At 43.5% G+C, this 16022-nt stretch carries 14 protein-coding genes; 7 read left to right on the top strand and 7 right to left on the bottom strand.

Translation table 11 applies throughout. From position 1 onward, the window contains the following. Nucleotides 1-50: 50 nt before the first annotated feature. Nucleotides 51-809, bottom strand: coding sequence for an outer membrane protein assembly factor BamD (locus MHN81_RS10215; RefSeq protein ID WP_023398608.1), 759 nt, complete (start codon nt 807-809; stop codon nt 51-53). A gap of 123 nt (nt 810-932) precedes the next feature. Here MHN81_RS10215 and rluD point away from each other — a divergent pair, with 123 nt between their 5' ends. The 6 genes from rluD to MHN81_RS10185 all read left to right on the top strand — a co-directional run bounded on the left by rluD (nt 933) and on the right by MHN81_RS10185 (nt 8738). Next, nucleotides 933-1910, top strand: coding sequence for a 23S rRNA pseudouridine(1911/1915/1917) synthase RluD (gene rluD, locus MHN81_RS10210; RefSeq protein ID WP_023398609.1), 978 nt, complete (start codon nt 933-935; stop codon nt 1908-1910). Nucleotides 1911-1914: 4 nt separating this feature from the next. Continuing rightward, nucleotides 1915-2640, top strand: coding sequence for a peptidoglycan editing factor PgeF (pgeF, locus tag MHN81_RS10205; protein ID WP_239425674.1), 726 nt, complete (start codon nt 1915-1917; stop codon nt 2638-2640). Between the two features lie 78 nt (nt 2641-2718). After that, on the top strand, nt 2719-5295 hold the full coding sequence (clpB, locus tag MHN81_RS10200) for an ATP-dependent chaperone ClpB (RefSeq protein WP_063383397.1): 2577 nt from the start codon (nt 2719-2721) through the stop codon (nt 5293-5295). 136 nt (nt 5296-5431) lie between these two features. After that, the gene (locus MHN81_RS10195; protein ID WP_023398613.1) at nt 5432-6367 is read left to right on the top strand and encodes an NADP-dependent oxidoreductase; all 936 of its coding nucleotides are present in this window, start codon (nt 5432-5434) and stop codon (nt 6365-6367) included. A gap of 67 nt (nt 6368-6434) precedes the next feature. Beyond that, complete coding sequence (gshA, locus tag MHN81_RS10190; RefSeq protein ID WP_239425673.1) at nt 6435-8012, top strand: glutamate--cysteine ligase; 1578 nt, start codon at nt 6435-6437, stop codon at nt 8010-8012. A 117-nt stretch (nt 8013-8129) separates the two neighbouring features. Continuing rightward, the gene (locus MHN81_RS10185) at nt 8130-8738 is read left to right on the top strand and encodes a hypothetical protein (RefSeq protein WP_023398615.1); all 609 of its coding nucleotides are present in this window, start codon (nt 8130-8132) and stop codon (nt 8736-8738) included. A 67-nt stretch (nt 8739-8805) separates the two neighbouring features. Here the strand turns inward: MHN81_RS10185 and MHN81_RS10180 are convergent, their stop codons facing one another. Next, nucleotides 8806-10086 carry an HlyC/CorC family transporter gene (locus MHN81_RS10180; protein WP_036975671.1) on the bottom strand — a complete coding sequence of 427 codons (1281 nt, stop codon included), beginning with the start codon at nt 10084-10086 and terminating at the stop codon, nt 8806-8808. An 82-nt stretch (nt 10087-10168) separates the two neighbouring features. Further along, nucleotides 10169-10972 (bottom strand): cytochrome c biogenesis protein CcsA, encoded by an 804-nt coding sequence (gene ccsA, locus MHN81_RS10175; protein WP_023398617.1) that lies wholly within the window; start codon nt 10970-10972, stop codon nt 10169-10171. A gap of 163 nt (nt 10973-11135) precedes the next feature. Between ccsA and ffh the strand changes: the two genes are divergently transcribed. After that, the gene (gene ffh / locus MHN81_RS10170) at nt 11136-12515 is read left to right on the top strand and encodes a signal recognition particle protein (RefSeq protein WP_023398618.1); all 1380 of its coding nucleotides are present in this window, start codon (nt 11136-11138) and stop codon (nt 12513-12515) included. Nucleotides 12516-12595: 80 nt separating this feature from the next. Here ffh and MHN81_RS10165 read toward each other — a convergent pair whose 3' ends face one another. From MHN81_RS10165 to MHN81_RS10150, 4 genes are read right to left on the bottom strand one after another with little or no spacing between them, the layout of a single operon-like run. Continuing rightward, the gene (locus tag MHN81_RS10165; RefSeq protein ID WP_023398619.1) at nt 12596-13345 is read right to left on the bottom strand and encodes a DUF2470 domain-containing protein; all 750 of its coding nucleotides are present in this window, start codon (nt 13343-13345) and stop codon (nt 12596-12598) included. Next, on the bottom strand, nt 13338-14135 hold the full coding sequence (locus MHN81_RS10160; RefSeq protein ID WP_023398620.1) for a heme ABC transporter ATP-binding protein: 798 nt from the start codon (nt 14133-14135) through the stop codon (nt 13338-13340). The genes MHN81_RS10165 and MHN81_RS10160 overlap by 8 nt, the downstream gene beginning before the upstream one ends. Next, the gene (locus MHN81_RS10155) at nt 14128-15177 is read right to left on the bottom strand and encodes an iron ABC transporter permease (protein WP_023398621.1); all 1050 of its coding nucleotides are present in this window, start codon (nt 15175-15177) and stop codon (nt 14128-14130) included. Before MHN81_RS10155 ends, MHN81_RS10160 begins: the two co-directional genes overlap by 8 nt. Beyond that, on the bottom strand, nt 15174-15992 hold the full coding sequence (locus tag MHN81_RS10150) for an ABC transporter substrate-binding protein (RefSeq protein WP_239425672.1): 819 nt from the start codon (nt 15990-15992) through the stop codon (nt 15174-15176). Before MHN81_RS10150 ends, MHN81_RS10155 begins: the two co-directional genes overlap by 4 nt. Nucleotides 15993-16022 lie beyond the last annotated feature (30 nt).

Here is a 16022-nt window from a genome sequence, read left to right as displayed (position 1 = left end):
TGCTTTGATTGCTTGTTGATCAGGCATCAGTGATGCCTGATCAGATACAATTAACGCTGATTAAGTGCTTTCGTTTTTCTCACGTTTTCACTCAATTCTGTTAATCCTAGCTTGTCGTAACTTTTTTCCATCATATCCAGCGCTTCAAGTAAATAGCTGCTCTGAGAGTAGTGCTCCACAACATACTTACCTCTGTTTGCCGCCGCAAGATATGCTTCACGCTCATAGTAATAATTGGCAATTTTTAGCTCATAACGTGCCATTTTGTTAAGTAACCATGCTAAGCGCTTTTTCGCTTCGGGTGTGTAGCTGCTGTCAGGGTAGTTTTTGACCAAAGTTGATAAGTCTTGAAATGCGACACGCGTTTTGCTGACATCTCGGTCTGCGCGATCTACACCAAAGTACTCTTGGAATGCGTTTTCGTCAGCCTTAATATTAACAAGGCCACGCATATAGTACATGTAATCAAGGTTCTTATGGTTTGGATTTAAGCGAATAAAACGGTCAATGGTTGCAAGCGCTTGATCTACGTTCCCAGTTTGGTAGTAGGCATAGACCAAATCCATTTGTACTTGTCTCGAATAAGGGCCAAACGGATAGCGGGCATTAATTGCACCAAGCAGTTGAATGGCTCTGGCATATAAGCCTGAGTCTAGAGTGCGTTTAGCATCGTCATACAAAGCTTGTACTGACTTATTCGGTACACGTTCAATCTCTTCTTGTTCTGGTGCTGAAGAACATGCAGCTAATCCTAGTATAGATGCGCTAATAAACACTGCTGCAGCGCGTTTTCCCAACTTCATTATCATTTTATTTTACTACCTTCGTTGTCTTCGGCTAGGCCAAGTCGGTAAAACCGAGTAAACTATGCATTTATGCGATTCTAACCCAGTCGAGCGAGGCTTGCACTGGTAATTTAGGTAAAGTTACACATGTCAGAGCAAATTTCTCTACAAGCCGAAGTGCCAATCGAGTTAGGCGGTAAACGTCTAGACCAAATATTAGCGCAATTGTTCCCAGATTTTTCACGTTCAAGAATAAAAACTTGGATTTTAGATGAAAAGGTGACAGTTAATGGTCAAACATTGAGCACACCGAAAGAAAAACTATTTGGTGGTGAAGTCGTAGAGATCGAAACACAAATAGAAGCAGAGCGCGAATACGAAGCACAAGATATTGCATTAGATATTGTTTATGAAGATGAAGATATCCTTGTGATCAATAAACCAATGGGCTTGGTCGTTCACCCAGGAGCCGGTAATCCAAATGGCACTGTGCTAAACGCATTACTATATCATCATCCAGATATTATCAACGTGCCTCGTGCCGGCATTGTTCATCGTCTGGATAAAGACACAACAGGTCTGATGGTTGTTGCAAAAACTATTCAGGCGCAAACCCACTTGGTAAAAAACCTTCAAGCACGAACCAACTTTACCCGTGAGTATGAAGCTATCTGTAATGGCACTATGACGGCAGGTGGTGTAATTGAAAAGCCGATTGGGCGTCATGCTACTAAACGCACCCATATGGCCGTACATGAAATGGGCAAGCCTGCAATCACACATTACCGTGTTGCTGAAAAATTTAGAGCACATACGCGCTTGAGGTTACGCTTGGAAACGGGTAGAACACACCAAATCCGTGTACATATGGCTTATTTGAAACACCCTCTAATAGGTGATCAACTATATAATGGCCGTCCTTGTCCTCCGAAAAATGCGTCAGCAGAGTTTTTAGATACATTACGTAGTTTTAAGAGACAAGCATTACATGCGGTTAAACTCAGTATCGCACACCCTATTACAGGTGAAAAAATGACTTGGGAAGCACCAATCCCGGATGATATGCAAGCGCTCACTGACATGTTAAGGGCTGATACTAAAGCTAACCCACAAATTGAATACTAGTCATATGATAGTGCCTCAATGGCCTGTGCAACATCAAGTCGGTGCTGTATCCAGCACCCGCTTGGGTGGGCACTCATGCGCGCCTTATGACTCCTTTAATCTTGCCTACCACGTGGGAGATAACAGCGAGCATGTTGCAAAGAATCGAGCAAGATTAGAAAGTTACCTGCCAGCACCGCCAATTTGGGTTGATCAAGTACATGGCTGCGATGTGCACGTAGTTGATACAAACACAGATGCTAACCTACTCGTCAGTGCCGATGCTCTATACACTCGAACAAGACGACAGCCATTGGCCATCATGACCGCAGATTGCCTACCTGTTCTAATCACCAGCCGGTGTGGCAGTGAAGTTGCCGCAGGCCATGGTGGTTGGCGACCATTGGCTGGAGGGATCATTGCAAAAATGGTGCGCCATTTTGAGACTGCTCCAGATCAACTTGTAGCATGGTTGGGACCTGCAATTGGTCGCAATGCCTTTGAGGTTGGGTCGGAAGTTAAAGATACTTTTATAGCACAGTCCCCTGAACTGTCAGAGGCATTTAGAGCCATTGGTAATGGGAAATATCTCGCAGATATTTTTTCAATTGCTCAGATGCAGCTGCAAGCTCTCAATGTGAATGACATCTATACTGATAAGCTATGTACCTATAGTGACAAAGAACAATTCTTTTCATATCGACGTGATGGCCAGTGTGGTCGCATGGCCACGGTGATCTGGCGCAAATAAATTCCCTTCGCCACTTGAACAAATTCGCAAAAGGACCCACTTAAAGAAGTAGTTAAGATTACTTAGGTGTGGAGTCTCATGCGTTTAGATAGATTTACCAGCAAATTCCAAAGTGCGTTGTCAGACGCCCAATCTCTAGCTTTAGGCAGAGATCATCAATTTATTGAACCTGTGCATTTAATGTATGCTCTGCTACAGCAAACAGGCTCAAGTGTTAGGGCGCTATTTGCCCAAGCGGGTGTCAGCGCAGATGAACTCAATACCAAATTATCCCAATCTATAGAGCGGCTTTTCAAAGTTGAAGGGGTTGGCGGAGATGTGCAGCTATCGAACACGCTGATTTCGCTTATCAATCTCTGTGATAAATATGCACAAAAGCGTAAAGATAAATATATTTCCAGTGAAGTATTTGTATTTGCAGCGTGTGAAGACAAAGGGGAGCTGGGCGATATATTCCGGGCGCTGAATATTACCCAAGATAAGGTTGAAAAAGCCATTAAGGCTATCCGTGGCGGCCAAAAGGTCGACGACCCAAATGCGGAGGAAACACGTCAGGCACTCGAGAAATACACAATCGACCTAACCGAGCGAGCAGAGCAAGGTAAATTAGATCCCGTAATTGGTCGAGATGACGAAATTAGACGAACAATTCAGGTGCTGCAACGACGCACAAAAAACAATCCTGTTCTCATTGGAGAGCCGGGCGTTGGTAAAACCGCGATTGTCGAAGGCTTAGCTCAGCGCATAGTCAATGGGGAAGTGCCTGAAGGGTTAAAACACAAACGTGTGTTATCTCTGGATCTGGGAGCGCTCGTTGCTGGGGCTAAATACCGTGGTGAATTTGAAGAGCGTTTGAAGTCTGTTCTAAACGAGTTAGCCAAAGAAGAAGGCAGTGTGATTTTATTTATCGATGAGATCCACACAATGGTCGGTGCAGGCAAAACCGATGGCGCAATGGATGCTGGAAATATGTTGAAGCCTGCACTGGCACGAGGTGAACTCCATTGTGTGGGCGCGACGACGCTGGATGAATATCGTCAATATATTGAAAAAGATGCAGCGCTGGAAAGGCGTTTCCAAAAAGTATTTGTCTCAGAGCCAACGGTCGAAGACACCATTGCCATTTTACGCGGATTGAAAGAGCGTTATGAACTGCACCACTCAGTTGATATTACAGATCCTGCAATCGTTGCCGCGGCAAATTTATCACACCGCTATATCAGCGACAGACAGCTTCCTGATAAAGCCATAGATCTGATCGACGAAGCGGGATCATCTATTCGTTTGCAAATTGACTCAAAACCTGAGCAGCTTGATAAGTTAGAAAGGCGCATAATTCAATTGAAGCTCGAAGACAATGCGCTGGCGAAAGAAAAAGATGAAGCCAGTCAAAAACGCCGCACTGAAATGCAAACTTTGATTGCACAACTGGAATCTGAGTATACAGAACTTGATGAAGTTTGGAATGCTGAGAAAGCGTCATTGCAAGGCACACAAGTGATCAAAGCCGAGCTGGAACAGGCAAGACTTGATCTGGAGGTAGCGCGCCGCGCGAGTGACTTACAACGTATGTCTGAACTGCAATACGGTAGGATCCCAGCATTGGAACGCAAGCTAGATTTGGCTTCTCAGGCCGAAATGCAAGAAATGAGCCTGCTGAAAAACCAAGTTTCTGAAGACGAAATTGCTGAAATTTTGTCACGTTGGACGGGGATCCCGGTCGCAAAAATGCTCCAAGGAGAGCGTGAAAAACTACTCCATATGGAAGATGAACTTCATCAAAAAGTCATTGGTCAAGACGAGGCTGTTAACGCCATTGCAAATGCAATTCGTCGCTCTCGAGCGGGTCTTGCAGATCCAAATCGTCCTATTGGCTCATTCTTATTTTTGGGCCCAACGGGGGTAGGTAAAACAGAGCTGACCAAGGCACTGGCCAATTTTATGTTTGATACAGAAGATGCCATGGTACGCATCGATATGTCAGAGTTTATGGAAAAACATTCGGTTGCACGTTTAGTGGGGGCGCCTCCTGGCTACGTTGGCTATGAAGAGGGCGGTTACCTCACGGAAGCTGTGCGTCGTCGGCCTTACTCAGTGGTATTACTTGATGAAGTAGAAAAGGCGCACCCTGATGTGTTTAATATTTTATTGCAAGTGCTAGATGACGGTCGATTAACCGATGGCCAAGGGAGAACTGTTGACTTCAAGAATACGGTGATCATTATGACTTCAAACTTGGGCTCAGATGTGATCCAAGAGCAAGCTGGAAACAATGATTTTGTGGCATTAAAAAGCAAACTGATGGATGTTTTAAGTACTCAGTTTAGACCCGAGTTTATCAACCGAATTGATGAAACCGTTGTGTTCCATCCTCTGATTACCGAGCACATAAAACAGATCGCGCGTATTCAACTAGATAAGTTGTCTACTCGTCTTAAAGACAATGGTTTTGCGTTTGAGGTCAGTGAACAGGCGCTTGAAAAGATTGCGCAAAGTGGCTTCGATCCTGTTTTTGGTGCCAGACCTTTGAAAAGAGCAATTCAGCAGTATATTGAAAACCCGTTAGCACAAAGTCTATTGCAGGGTGACTTCAACGGTAACACCATGATAGCTGTGGATATTGAAGATGACAAAATTCAATTTAATGGCCGCTAAACCAAGCTTGTAAGCGGTTTTTGGAGATTGTCTCTATTTGTTATGAACCCCCTAAAGAACACGATGAAGTTGTTTGGGGGGTCTTGCTTTTATATGGTAAATTTAACAACTATTTAGTCGATCTTGATGAAAATAAATGAATAAAAAATACATACAAGCTGGCGTTGTGCGTTTTGGCACCGCTGATAGACTTCAATCACAAACTATGTCCATGCCATCACTGGAGCCTGAACAAGTTTTTATTCGTGTTATCTCATCTTCAGTCAACCCCATTGATGTTAAAACTCGCGCTGGTTTGGGCTACGTAGCTCAATCTAAAGCCGAAGATGCATTTTTGCCCCTCGGTTATGATGTTTACGGAGTGGTTGAGGAAATTGGCGAGCAAGCTAAAGGTGTCAAGGTTGGTGATACTGTTTTAGGTATGGCTGGGTTTCCAACTAAACCGGGCTGTTATGCAAGTCATGTAACGGCGCAGCACAACGAATTAATTGTGGTCGATGCGAAAGTTTCTGAGCACTTAGCGGGTCTGAGTCTTGCGGGGTTAACTGCATTGCAGGCATTAGAAAAGCTCAATGTAGATGGTGGCACGCTATTTATCAATGCACCAACGGGTGGCGTTGGTCATTTGGCGCTGCAATTGGCATCGCGTAAAGGCTTTGATGTAGTTGCTGTAACGTCGCGCAAGGCGACGATGAAGGCAATGAACTTTGATGTTCCAATGATGTCATACGATGAATTTTTTATGCAAGTAAGAACTGGCCAGCTGCTAGACTTAGTCGGTGGAGAGCTCGCTTGCAATATGTTGTCAAACATGAAAAGCGGCGCGGCATTTGTCACGGTACCGTCAATAACAAAAGATGAGGTTATTGCGCATGCTGCATCATGTGATGCGCATGGTGAGGGTATGTTAGTACACGCAAATTCCAATCAGCTTGATGAACTGTATCAAGCTGTCGCAACACAACAACTACGCATTGTTGTGAGCAAAAAATTTAAACTAGATGAGATTGCTTTGGCTCACAAGTTTATTGAGCAAGGCGAGCACTTTGGTAAAGTAATTATTGTGGCTTGAGTATTTTAAATTTGCCCCCATTGAAGGTGGCATAACTTAAGCTTGGTCCGAGCCTCGAGGTATTTTTTTGAAACACACTAATTTAGAAAGCAAGTTAGATACACTTGCCAACACTGCGCTTGTCCCTTCTTTATCGAGTATCCAGCGTGGTATTGAACGAGAAGCTTTACGGATCCAGCCATCCGGCAAAATTGCTAAAACGTCTCACCCAAAAGGTGTAGGACACCCGCTCACACATAACTCAATCACAACAGACTTTTCAGAGTCTTTACTTGAGTTTATCACGCCTGTAAGCTCGTCGGCTGAGCAAACCTTGTCTCAACTAAGAGATCTACAGAAATACACATTGGCAAATATGGGCGATGAAATGCTCTGGCCTATGAGTATGCCTTGTTTTATTGAAGATCAAGACGATATTGTGCTGGCGCAGTTTGGTAACTCAAATATCGGTAAAATGAAAACCTTGTACCGAGAAGGGTTGAAAAATCGTTATGGCAGCATGATGCAAGCAATTGCGGGTGTACACTTTAACATGTCGTTTCCTGACGCTTTTTGGGATGCGCTTAAGGCCGCTGAGCAAGATCAATCAACCCTGCAAGACTTTATATCAAATAAGTACTTGGGCTTGATCCGAAACTTTAAACGAGAGCTTTGGTTAATTAGCTACTTATTTGGAGCATCTCCTGCCCTGTGTCGTTCATTTTTGCAAGGGAAGGAAAGTGACCTACCGTTTGAAGCGTCAGGTAAAGGTACGTTGTATTTGGCAAATGGCACGGCATTGAGGTTAGGAGATCTCGGTTATACAAACAGCGCACAGTCTTCGCTTAAAGTAATGTATAACAGCCTCCCTGAATATGTTAAAGGGTTGCAAACTGCTATTCGCTGTCGTTCAGATTTGTACGAAAGTATTGATGATTACCGAGCTTCTGAGCCAAAACAACTCAATAAAAATATTCTCCAAATTGAAAACGAATTTTATTCGCCAATTCGTCCCAAACGTAATGCTAATCCACAAGAGACGCCAACACAGGCACTCTCTCGTGGTGGCATAGAGTATATTGAGATCCGTGCTCTCGATGTGAATCCGTTCTCCGATACCGGGATTAGCTTGGAGCAGATCCGGTTTTTGGATGTATTTTTGACTTATTGTCTGCTAAAAGATTCTCCAGAGATGGATTGGGACGAGCAGCAAGTTTCTGATAAAAATCTGCAAAGTGTCATTAGCACAGGCAGAGATACAGAAACTCAGTTACAGCAAGGTGACTCAGTTGTCTCGGTGGAAGCGTGGGCAAAGGGTATCTTCAGTGATTTAACTAAAGTTGCAAGTCTATTTGATAAAGCGCATGGCAACAATGCGTATTCAGATACCATAGCTACTTTGGCAACATGGGTCGATAACCCTAATAAAACTTTTTCAGGGAAGCTGGTAGCGGCCCTTGGTGCGCAAAGTGCTGACTCTTCTGAACAGGCTCTTGACCTTGCGAAACAATACAAAGAGGAACACTTGCAGCGAGCGTATCAGTTTTATCAAGAGGCTGAATTAAACGCACAAGCAGCCCAATCATTCATTGATGAACAAGCGATATGTCAAAGTGACGAGTTGACATTAAAAGCGTTTTTGCAAGACTACTTCGAAAAGGCATAAAAAAACGCAGCCCATGGGGCTGCGTATAAAAATATCAGGGATGAAACAATGCTAAACTGCTGCATTCAAGTAATATGACCCTAGCAAAATGAAAAAGTTCAGGTGAGTTTAAAAAAAATGAGAAAAAAAATAATATTTTTGCCTCTACTCTTAGCATTAACCGGGTGTGCGACAGCGCCACCAAAGCAACCCAATGATATTTGTAAGATTTTTGAAGAAAAAGAAGACTGGTATTACGATGCTCGAGATGCGCAAGAGAAGTGGGGATCACCAAAGCACGTCTTGATGAGTATGATGTATCAAGAAAGCTCATTTAGGCACGATGCTGCACCGCCGATGGAGTATTTTTTGGGCTTTATTCCAATAGGGCGAGCCAGCTCTGCTTACGGTTACTCTCAGGCAAAAACCATGACTTGGAGTGATTATATTCGTGAAACAGGTAATTCAGGTGCAGATAGAGATGATTTTGAGGATGCTATCGACTTCATGGGCTGGTTTGTCTATAAAACCCATAAAGTCAATGGTGTTTCCAAGTGGGATGCTTATGCTCAATACCTAAATTATCATGAAGGGTGGGGCGGATATCGCCGTGGCACGTACAAAAAGAAGCAATGGTTGGTTAAAGTTGCAAATAAGGTTAAGCACCGTGCTTCTCGATACGGAGCCCAACTTCGTAAGTGTGAAGATGATTTAAATAAGAGCTGGTTTGAGAGGCTGTTCTCTTAAGCAGGAAAATAATCTAAATTACTTTGAATAGACAAACGGGTTTAGCAGTGGCTAAACCCGTTTTTGATTACGCTTCTTTTCGTGCAGGCTGTTGCAGTGGGAAAATTTTCACCATCTTGATCATATTTTCTTTCACTTCCATCACTTCCATTGGATAGTTTGCGATTTTTAAACTCAGTTGTGACTCGGGAATATCTTCCAAGTATTCAACAATCAAACCACTCAGAGTTTTTGGCCCTTCAGTAGGAAGCTCCCATCCCATTTCTTTATTCAAGTCACGAATATTCGCGCTCCCATCTACTAGCACAGAGCCATCGCTTTGGACTTTGACTTCATCGCTAGGTGTTGGTGTTTGGGTGGTAGTAAAGTCGCCAACAACCTCTTCGAGAATGTCTTCAAGTGTTACTAAACCTTGAATATCGCCGTATTCATCAACCACTAATCCAATACGCTCTTTATTTTGTTGGAACTTTAACAACTGGGTATTGAGGGAAGTGCCTTCTGGAATAAAGTAAATTTCACGAACTGCGCGTAACAGAGAAGGTTTATCAAATTGTTCTTTGGTCAGCAGACGCAGCGCATCACGAGAGTGAATAAACCCGACCGCATCGTCAATTTGGTCCCGGTACAGAAGTACTCTCGTATGCTGCGCATTGGTAAGTCGGCGGGTAATGTCTTTCCAGTCGTCATTGATATCTATGGCGTTGATTTCGTTGCGCGGGATCATAATATCTTCGACGGTAACCTGCTCTAGATCTAAAATCGACGTTAACATATTGCCGTGGTTTGTAGGCAGCATGGCACTTGATTCATTTACGACTGTTTTTAGCTCTTCTTTACTCAAGCTGTGCTCTTCAATTTGTTCAGGAGAAACACCAAATAATTTTAACATGCCATTTGTGATCCAATTGACAGTGACGACAACAGGGAAAAGGACTTTTAATAGCACTTTCAGTATCACAGAGCTTGGAAAGGCGACCTTTTCGGGATACAGAGCGGCAAGTGTTTTTGGCGTCACTTCAGCAAAAATCAAGATGACTAAAGTCAATGCAAAGGTTGCAACAACAATACCTGCATCTCCTAGTAGGCGCATACCAATGACAGTTGCTACTGCGGATGCAGCAATGTTAACGAGGTTATTACCGATAAGAATAAGGCCGATAAGGCGATCAGGTCTTTTTAGTAGTTTATCGACCCGTTTGGCAGATTTGTTATTCTCTTTAACTAAATGTCTGAGCCTATAGCGATTAATGGACATGATGCCAGTCTCAGAACTTGAGAAATAACCTGATATAAGTATCAGTACGCCGAGTATGATAAACAAGGCGCTGGTAGATATGTCGTCCAACAGAGGATCCCTTTTTTACTTTCGAACGGATATTAAGCGTCAGCACAGGAGCAGAGTCAAGTTCGACACCTAATTTTTTGTATTAAAATTTGTCTAAAATGACTTCCTGAATAAATCGGCTACCAAAATAAGCCAAAGTCACAATGCCAGAAGCGCCAATTACTGCAAATACAACGGGCTTTCCACGCCAGCCAAATTGATGGTGGCCCAATGTAACAGCTGTAAAAATAGTCCATGCAATTAGAGAAAGCACTGTTTTGTGGATAGAGGCTTTAGCAAACATACCATCTAAGAATACAAAACCGGCCAACAGTGCCAAGGTTAAGAGTCCTGTACCTACTGTAAGTAATTGATAAAGTTGGGACTCTACTTGCATTAGTGGGGGTAAGTGGCTATTCATAATTGCCAGGTCTTTGCTTTTTAGACGTTTGTCGATGAAATAAAATTGCACGGCATATAGCGTTGCGATGATCAGAATACAATAGGCCAGCAGTGATAATGAAATATGTGTGACCAAACCAATATCGACATGGATATCATCCATAATAATGTGATGTGGAATAAACAGACTTGCAATCAGTAGGATAGCCGCAAAGCCGTAGACAACGGGTAAGAGTAAAGTTGCGGGAAACTTTAATGAGACTGTTGTCACAGAGACCACAATGACCCAGCAAGTCAACAGCGCAATATTTATGGTACTCAAATCCTGTCCGTGTTGGGTAAACACCGAATTCACTAAAACCAGCATATGGCTCAAAATTGCAACCGTGCTTAGAATAACGGTTAACTTCTGACTTGGGCCTTCTTTGTGGAATAAACGTGAAAGCACGTGTCCGGTTGCTAGTATATAAAACAGGCTCGCCAACAATGACAAAATGATGATCATGAACTTTGTGTCTACTTTCGTGGTCCTTTAATAGGCTATTGTATTTTAAGCCTCGCCGCTTGCATAGACTTTGTAAAAAGAATCTTTGTATAACTTGAATACTGTATTAGTTGCGCGCATATCAGTATAATGTTGCGTAATTACGAGATAGTGGAAGCGATACATGTTTGAGAACCTCCAAGAACGCTTAGGAAAAACGCTTAAAAACATCAGTGGCAGGGGCCGACTGACCGAAGACAATATTAAAGAGACACTACGCGAAGTACGCATGGCTTTATTGGAAGCTGATGTGGCATTGCCTGTGGTACGCGAGTTTGTAAAGCAAGTTAAAGAGCGTGCTGTTGGTGTAGAAGTAACCAAAAGTCTAAGTCCTGGTCAGGTTTTCATTAAAATTGTTCGTGAAGAACTTGAAAAAGCGATGGGTGAAGCTAACGAAGAGCTGAACCTCAACGCACAGCCGCCAGCAGTTGTCATGATGGCTGGTTTACAAGGTGCTGGTAAAACGACCAGTGTCGGTAAACTTGCTAAATTCCTAAAAGAGAAAAAGAAAAAATCTGTGCTGGTTGTCAGTGCTGACGTTTATCGTCCTGCCGCAATCAAACAGCTTGAGACCTTAGCTTCAGAAGTTGATGTTGAGTTTTTCCCAAGTGATATTTCACAAAAGCCTGTTGATATTGCAAACAATGCAGTTAGTCACGCCAAGAAAAAATTCATCGACGTGGTGCTGGTGGATACCGCTGGTCGTCTTCATGTCGATAGCGACATGATGGAAGAGATCAAAGCGCTACACGCGGCGATAAACCCAATTGAAACCCTATTTGTTGTTGACTCCATGACAGGTCAAGATGCGGCAAACACGGCAAAAGCATTTGATGAAGCGCTACCGCTGACAGGTGTGATCTTAACGAAAACTGATGGTGATGCTCGTGGTGGTGCTGCACTGTCAATCCGTAATATAACGGGTAAACCAATAAAATTTATGGGTGTCGGTGAGCGTACTGACGCTTTAGAGCCATTCCACCCTGATCGTATAGCCTCTCGTATTCTTGGTATGGGTGATGTTTTATCACTGATTGAAGAAGTCGAAGCAAAAGTTGATAAAGACAAAGCGGCTAAGGTTGCAGAAAAGGTATTTAAAGGGGATGGTTTTACCCTTGAAGACTTCGCTGAGCAGTTAAAGCAAATGAAAAACATGGGCGGTATGATGTCCATGCTTGAAAAGCTTCCAGGTATGAATAATTTACCGGATGCGGTTAAAGGACAAGTTAACGACAAAACTTTTAATCAAATGGAAGCGATTATTAGCTCTATGACGCCCAAAGAGCGTGCTCGTCCTGAAATTATCAAAGGCTCGCGTAAGAAGCGTATTGCAGCGGGCTCAGGTACTCAGGTGCAAGACATCAATAAGCTGCTAAAGCAATTTACACAAATGCAGAAAATGATGAAAAAGATGAAAGGCAAAGGCGGCATGATGAAAATGATGCGCGGCATGAAAGGTATGATGCCACCAGGTATGTTTGGCGGCGGTGGCCCCAAGTTTTAATTTGCCAAAAATATAAAAAAGGGAAGTGGTGACACTTCCCTTTTTTGATCTAAAGTTGAACAGCTTAGCTGTGTTTCAATTTAATCTTGCGCAGTTTCAGTGCTGGTGTTTAACTCTTTTCTGGCCAGCTTAGTGAGCCTGACTAATTCCATTCGAACAGCTTTACTATCCATACACACATTTTCAAATTGAATGTAGTAATTTTTATCATTGGCTCGTAAGTAGCATCCATCAGGTACTATGGTGGTCATAGTTACGTGTTCGGCTTCGACCTGATGAATAAGTTTGAGCATTAATTGGTTGGCGTCAGCATGGTCGTCATTCATATGCTCAACCATTCTTTTTTCATCTTCTAATGTCCATTCCGGTTCTTGCGCATTCCACTCATTTTGTTCTATCCAGAAGATATGACCAAAACCACCAATGTAGCGAACGCGTTTTACGTCCATACGCCATAGTTGGAAATCATGGGCCTGTCGGTAAGAAACAGCCTCTGGATATTGACGTTCATAACGTTCTAGCAGTGCTTCAGATTCCTCAGTTGGCACTGGAGCAGCATCACCGACGATAGTAACGCGTGCATGGGCGTTTTGGTCACCTTGCTCTGCGGCGTCAAAAACCGTAGCGCACATGCGGCTGTCTTCGGTTAGGTTGCGCGAATGCTGCGCGATGCCGGCAATATAAAACACGAGTCTACCTTGGTTGTCCGTCATAAAAGGAGACACAGAACCAAAAGGGTAGCCTTGTAGGTTTTTAGAAAGAGTTGAGATCACACAGACAGATGACTGTCTTACTAGGGTGCGTGCTTCAAAAGCGGCTTGTTCACGCATTGGAGGCTCCTGTTAGCGGTTCTGAAAAAATCATAGGGATTTCAAAGCTGGGGTGCAAGTTAATTTGCATACCAGCACGATAGATAGGCTGTAATACTTCTGGGCGCAATACGTCTTGCGGTTTTCCGTCATGGTAAATAATGCCATGATGTAGTAGTAAGATTCTATCTGCATATAATGAAGCAAGGTTCAAATCATGCAACACGGCAATAACTGTATTGCCTTGTTCGGCAAATGATTTGGCTTTGCTCAGGGTTACGTGTTGGTGGTGAAGATCGAGCGCGGATGTCGGCTCATCCAACAACATAAGTTTACCTGTAGTTTGAGTGCTATGTGCATTTAATTGTGCAATACAACGCGCGAATTGAACGCGTTGAAACTCGCCCCCAGACAACACAGTGACATCTCTGTCAGCCAAAGTTTCAAGAGACATTTGCGCTATTATATCATTGACAACATCCGCTTGTGTTTGCGTTGTTTCATGGTAAGGGTAGCGACCCATTGCAATTAGCTCTGCGGCATTAAAGGCGAAGTTTACTCGGTTGTTTTGTAGTAGCATCGCTCGCTGGGTTGCCAGTGTTTGAGGGTCAAGAGCATGAACAGACTGACCATTCAATAACACTTCACCGGTGTAGCTCAAATCATCGCATATTGCACTCAACAAGGTTGATTTGCCTGCACCATTCTCTCCCAGCAATACAATAAACTCACCTTGACGAGCAGTAAATGAGAGATCGTGAACAATACGCTTGGTACCACGAGTAATGCTAACATTTTTACATTCAAGCATGTGCACCTCGCTTTTGTTTGATTAACTGGTAGATGAAAAATGGCGCGCCAAACAAAGCGGTAACTATGCCAATTGGCAATTCAGATGGTGCAACAATTAAGCGTGCAATCCAATCAGCCAAAAGCATAAGTAAGCAGCCTAAAAGCATACTTAGTGGTAACATTTTACGCAGATCTGGACCCACCAATAAACGTGCGATATGTGGCACAACTAAGCCTACAAAGCCAATCATACCGGCCATTGCAACAGCGCCACCAACGCCCAAAGCAACTAAAAATACCACTTCTGTTTTAAGGCGTTTTACGTTGACACCTAGATGCCTTGCATCTCGCTCTCCTAACATCAATGCATTGATTTGACGTTTTTTCAACAGCAACATAATTGTACTAATGATGATCAATGGCGCACCATAAGTCATTGCTGACCAACTAGCACCACCTAAAGAGCCCATTTGCCAATAAGTCATTAGTCGCAATGAGCTGTCGTCAGCAAAAAAGCTAAACAAGCCTATAATAGCCATGGCAATGGCATTAATAGCGACGCCAGCGAGTAACAAAGTGGTGATTTGCACTTGTCCTTGATGATTTGCTAGGCGATATATGACAGAGGTGATGGTTAATGCACCTATGAATGCAGCCGGTGCAACCATGGCTTCGTTTATAAAGCTGACTTTGGGGGCCAGTGCGATCACAGCGATGGCGGCTACTGCTGCACCGCCAGTGACTCCCATTAGGCTAGGGTCGGCCAATGGGTTGCGGCAAAGAGCTTGGGTTGCTGCACCACTACAGGCAAGTACAGAGCCAACTAAAATGGCAAGCATGAGCCTCGGTAGCCTAATTTGTGATACAACGCTTATATGTAGGTCATTAATGTCGGTTGTCATTGAATCCGGTAACAGCCATACGATGGGCATTTTCCAATCCCAACCGACAGGGCCACTGCTTAGCGACAGCCAAGCAAGGCTAAGCAGCAAAAAAATGCTTAGCCAGTACCATTTTAAATGTTGCTTTGAGTTTAAAATCGGGAGCGTAATATTACTCATAGTGCCTGCTTACGATGAAATGCGTCTAGCTTGGCAATGGCTTCAGGTAAGCGTGTGGTCATACCTAGTGCCATTAATGAATCCATAACTAAAAGACGACATTCCTTCGCAGCGGGGATCAAAGCCAGTGCAGCTTGATTGCAAAACTTTTCTGGACCACCGGCTCCGTATACAACGTGGCTGGGCGCGATGATAAAATCGGGGTTGGCGACGAGCATAGATTCTCGATTAATTGGTTTAAACCCGTTATGTGTCGCGATGTTTTTAATTCCTGTGTAGTTAAACAGCACCTCAGGTACAGTTTCTTTCCCTGCGACCATCACACCACGTTCACCCGCGGAGAGAATAAATAAGGCTTTGGTTTTTGAGGGTTTAGGTTTTTGGGGCAACTGGGACTTGAGCGATTTTATCAATATAGTCGCTTGGTGCTCTTTTTTTAAGTCCTTTGCTACTTGGTTGATTAAAGTGTAAAGATCGTTAACTTTATCTGGCTTGTCATAGTGATGAACCGGCACACCTGTGCTTTTAATTTGTGTAAGCACTTCTGGGCGACCTGCGCCTTCTAAAGTCAAAATCATGGTCGGTTTTTGCGACAAAATACCTTCGGCGGCGAGATCTCGATAGTAGCCGACTTTAGGTAAAGCAGCCGCTTTTGGAGGCCAAGTACTTGAGGTGTCTACGGCAACAACGTTGTCACCAGCATTTAGTGCATAAACGATGTCAGTAATTGTACCGCCAGCAACAACCAAGCGTTCGGCGTTAGCCATGAAGCTGTTTACCATCAGTAAAATACCGATAAAAAAGGTATGTTTCATTGTTTTTCTCACGTTTTAATACTTGAGTAT

It is taken from the genome of Pseudoalteromonas sp. Of7M-16 (assembly GCF_022347805.1).
Taxonomy (GTDB): Bacteria; Pseudomonadota; Gammaproteobacteria; order Enterobacterales; family Alteromonadaceae; genus Pseudoalteromonas; species Pseudoalteromonas luteoviolacea_F.
This window is presented reverse-complemented; position numbering and strand designations above follow the sequence as displayed.

Bases quoted from the DNA above. Each gene is read 5' to 3' on its own strand.
- MHN81_RS10195 (WP_023398613.1), top strand. From the start codon at position 5,432: ATGAATAAAAAATACATACAAGCTGGCGTTGTGCGTTTTGGCACCGCT.
- rluD (WP_023398609.1), top strand. From the start codon at position 933: ATGTCAGAGCAAATTTCTCTACAAGCCGAAGTGCCAATCGAGTTAGGC.
- pgeF (WP_239425674.1), top strand. From the start codon at position 1,915: ATGATAGTGCCTCAATGGCCTGTGCAACATCAAGTCGGTGCTGTATCC.
- MHN81_RS10150 (WP_239425672.1), bottom strand. From the start codon at position 15,992: ATGAAACATACCTTTTTTATCGGTATTTTACTGATGGTAAACAGCTTC.
- MHN81_RS10215 (WP_023398608.1), bottom strand. From the start codon at position 809: ATGATAATGAAGTTGGGAAAACGCGCTGCAGCAGTGTTTATTAGCGCA.
- clpB (WP_063383397.1), top strand. From the start codon at position 2,719: ATGCGTTTAGATAGATTTACCAGCAAATTCCAAAGTGCGTTGTCAGAC.
- MHN81_RS10165 (WP_023398619.1), bottom strand. From the start codon at position 13,345: ATGCGTGAACAAGCCGCTTTTGAAGCACGCACCCTAGTAAGACAGTCA.
- ccsA (WP_023398617.1), bottom strand. From the start codon at position 10,972: ATGATCATCATTTTGTCATTGTTGGCGAGCCTGTTTTATATACTAGCA.
- MHN81_RS10160 (WP_023398620.1), bottom strand. From the start codon at position 14,135: ATGCTTGAATGTAAAAATGTTAGCATTACTCGTGGTACCAAGCGTATT.
- ffh (WP_023398618.1), top strand. From the start codon at position 11,136: ATGTTTGAGAACCTCCAAGAACGCTTAGGAAAAACGCTTAAAAACATC.
- MHN81_RS10185 (WP_023398615.1), top strand. From the start codon at position 8,130: ATGAGAAAAAAAATAATATTTTTGCCTCTACTCTTAGCATTAACCGGG.
- MHN81_RS10155 (WP_023398621.1), bottom strand. From the start codon at position 15,177: ATGAGTAATATTACGCTCCCGATTTTAAACTCAAAGCAACATTTAAAA.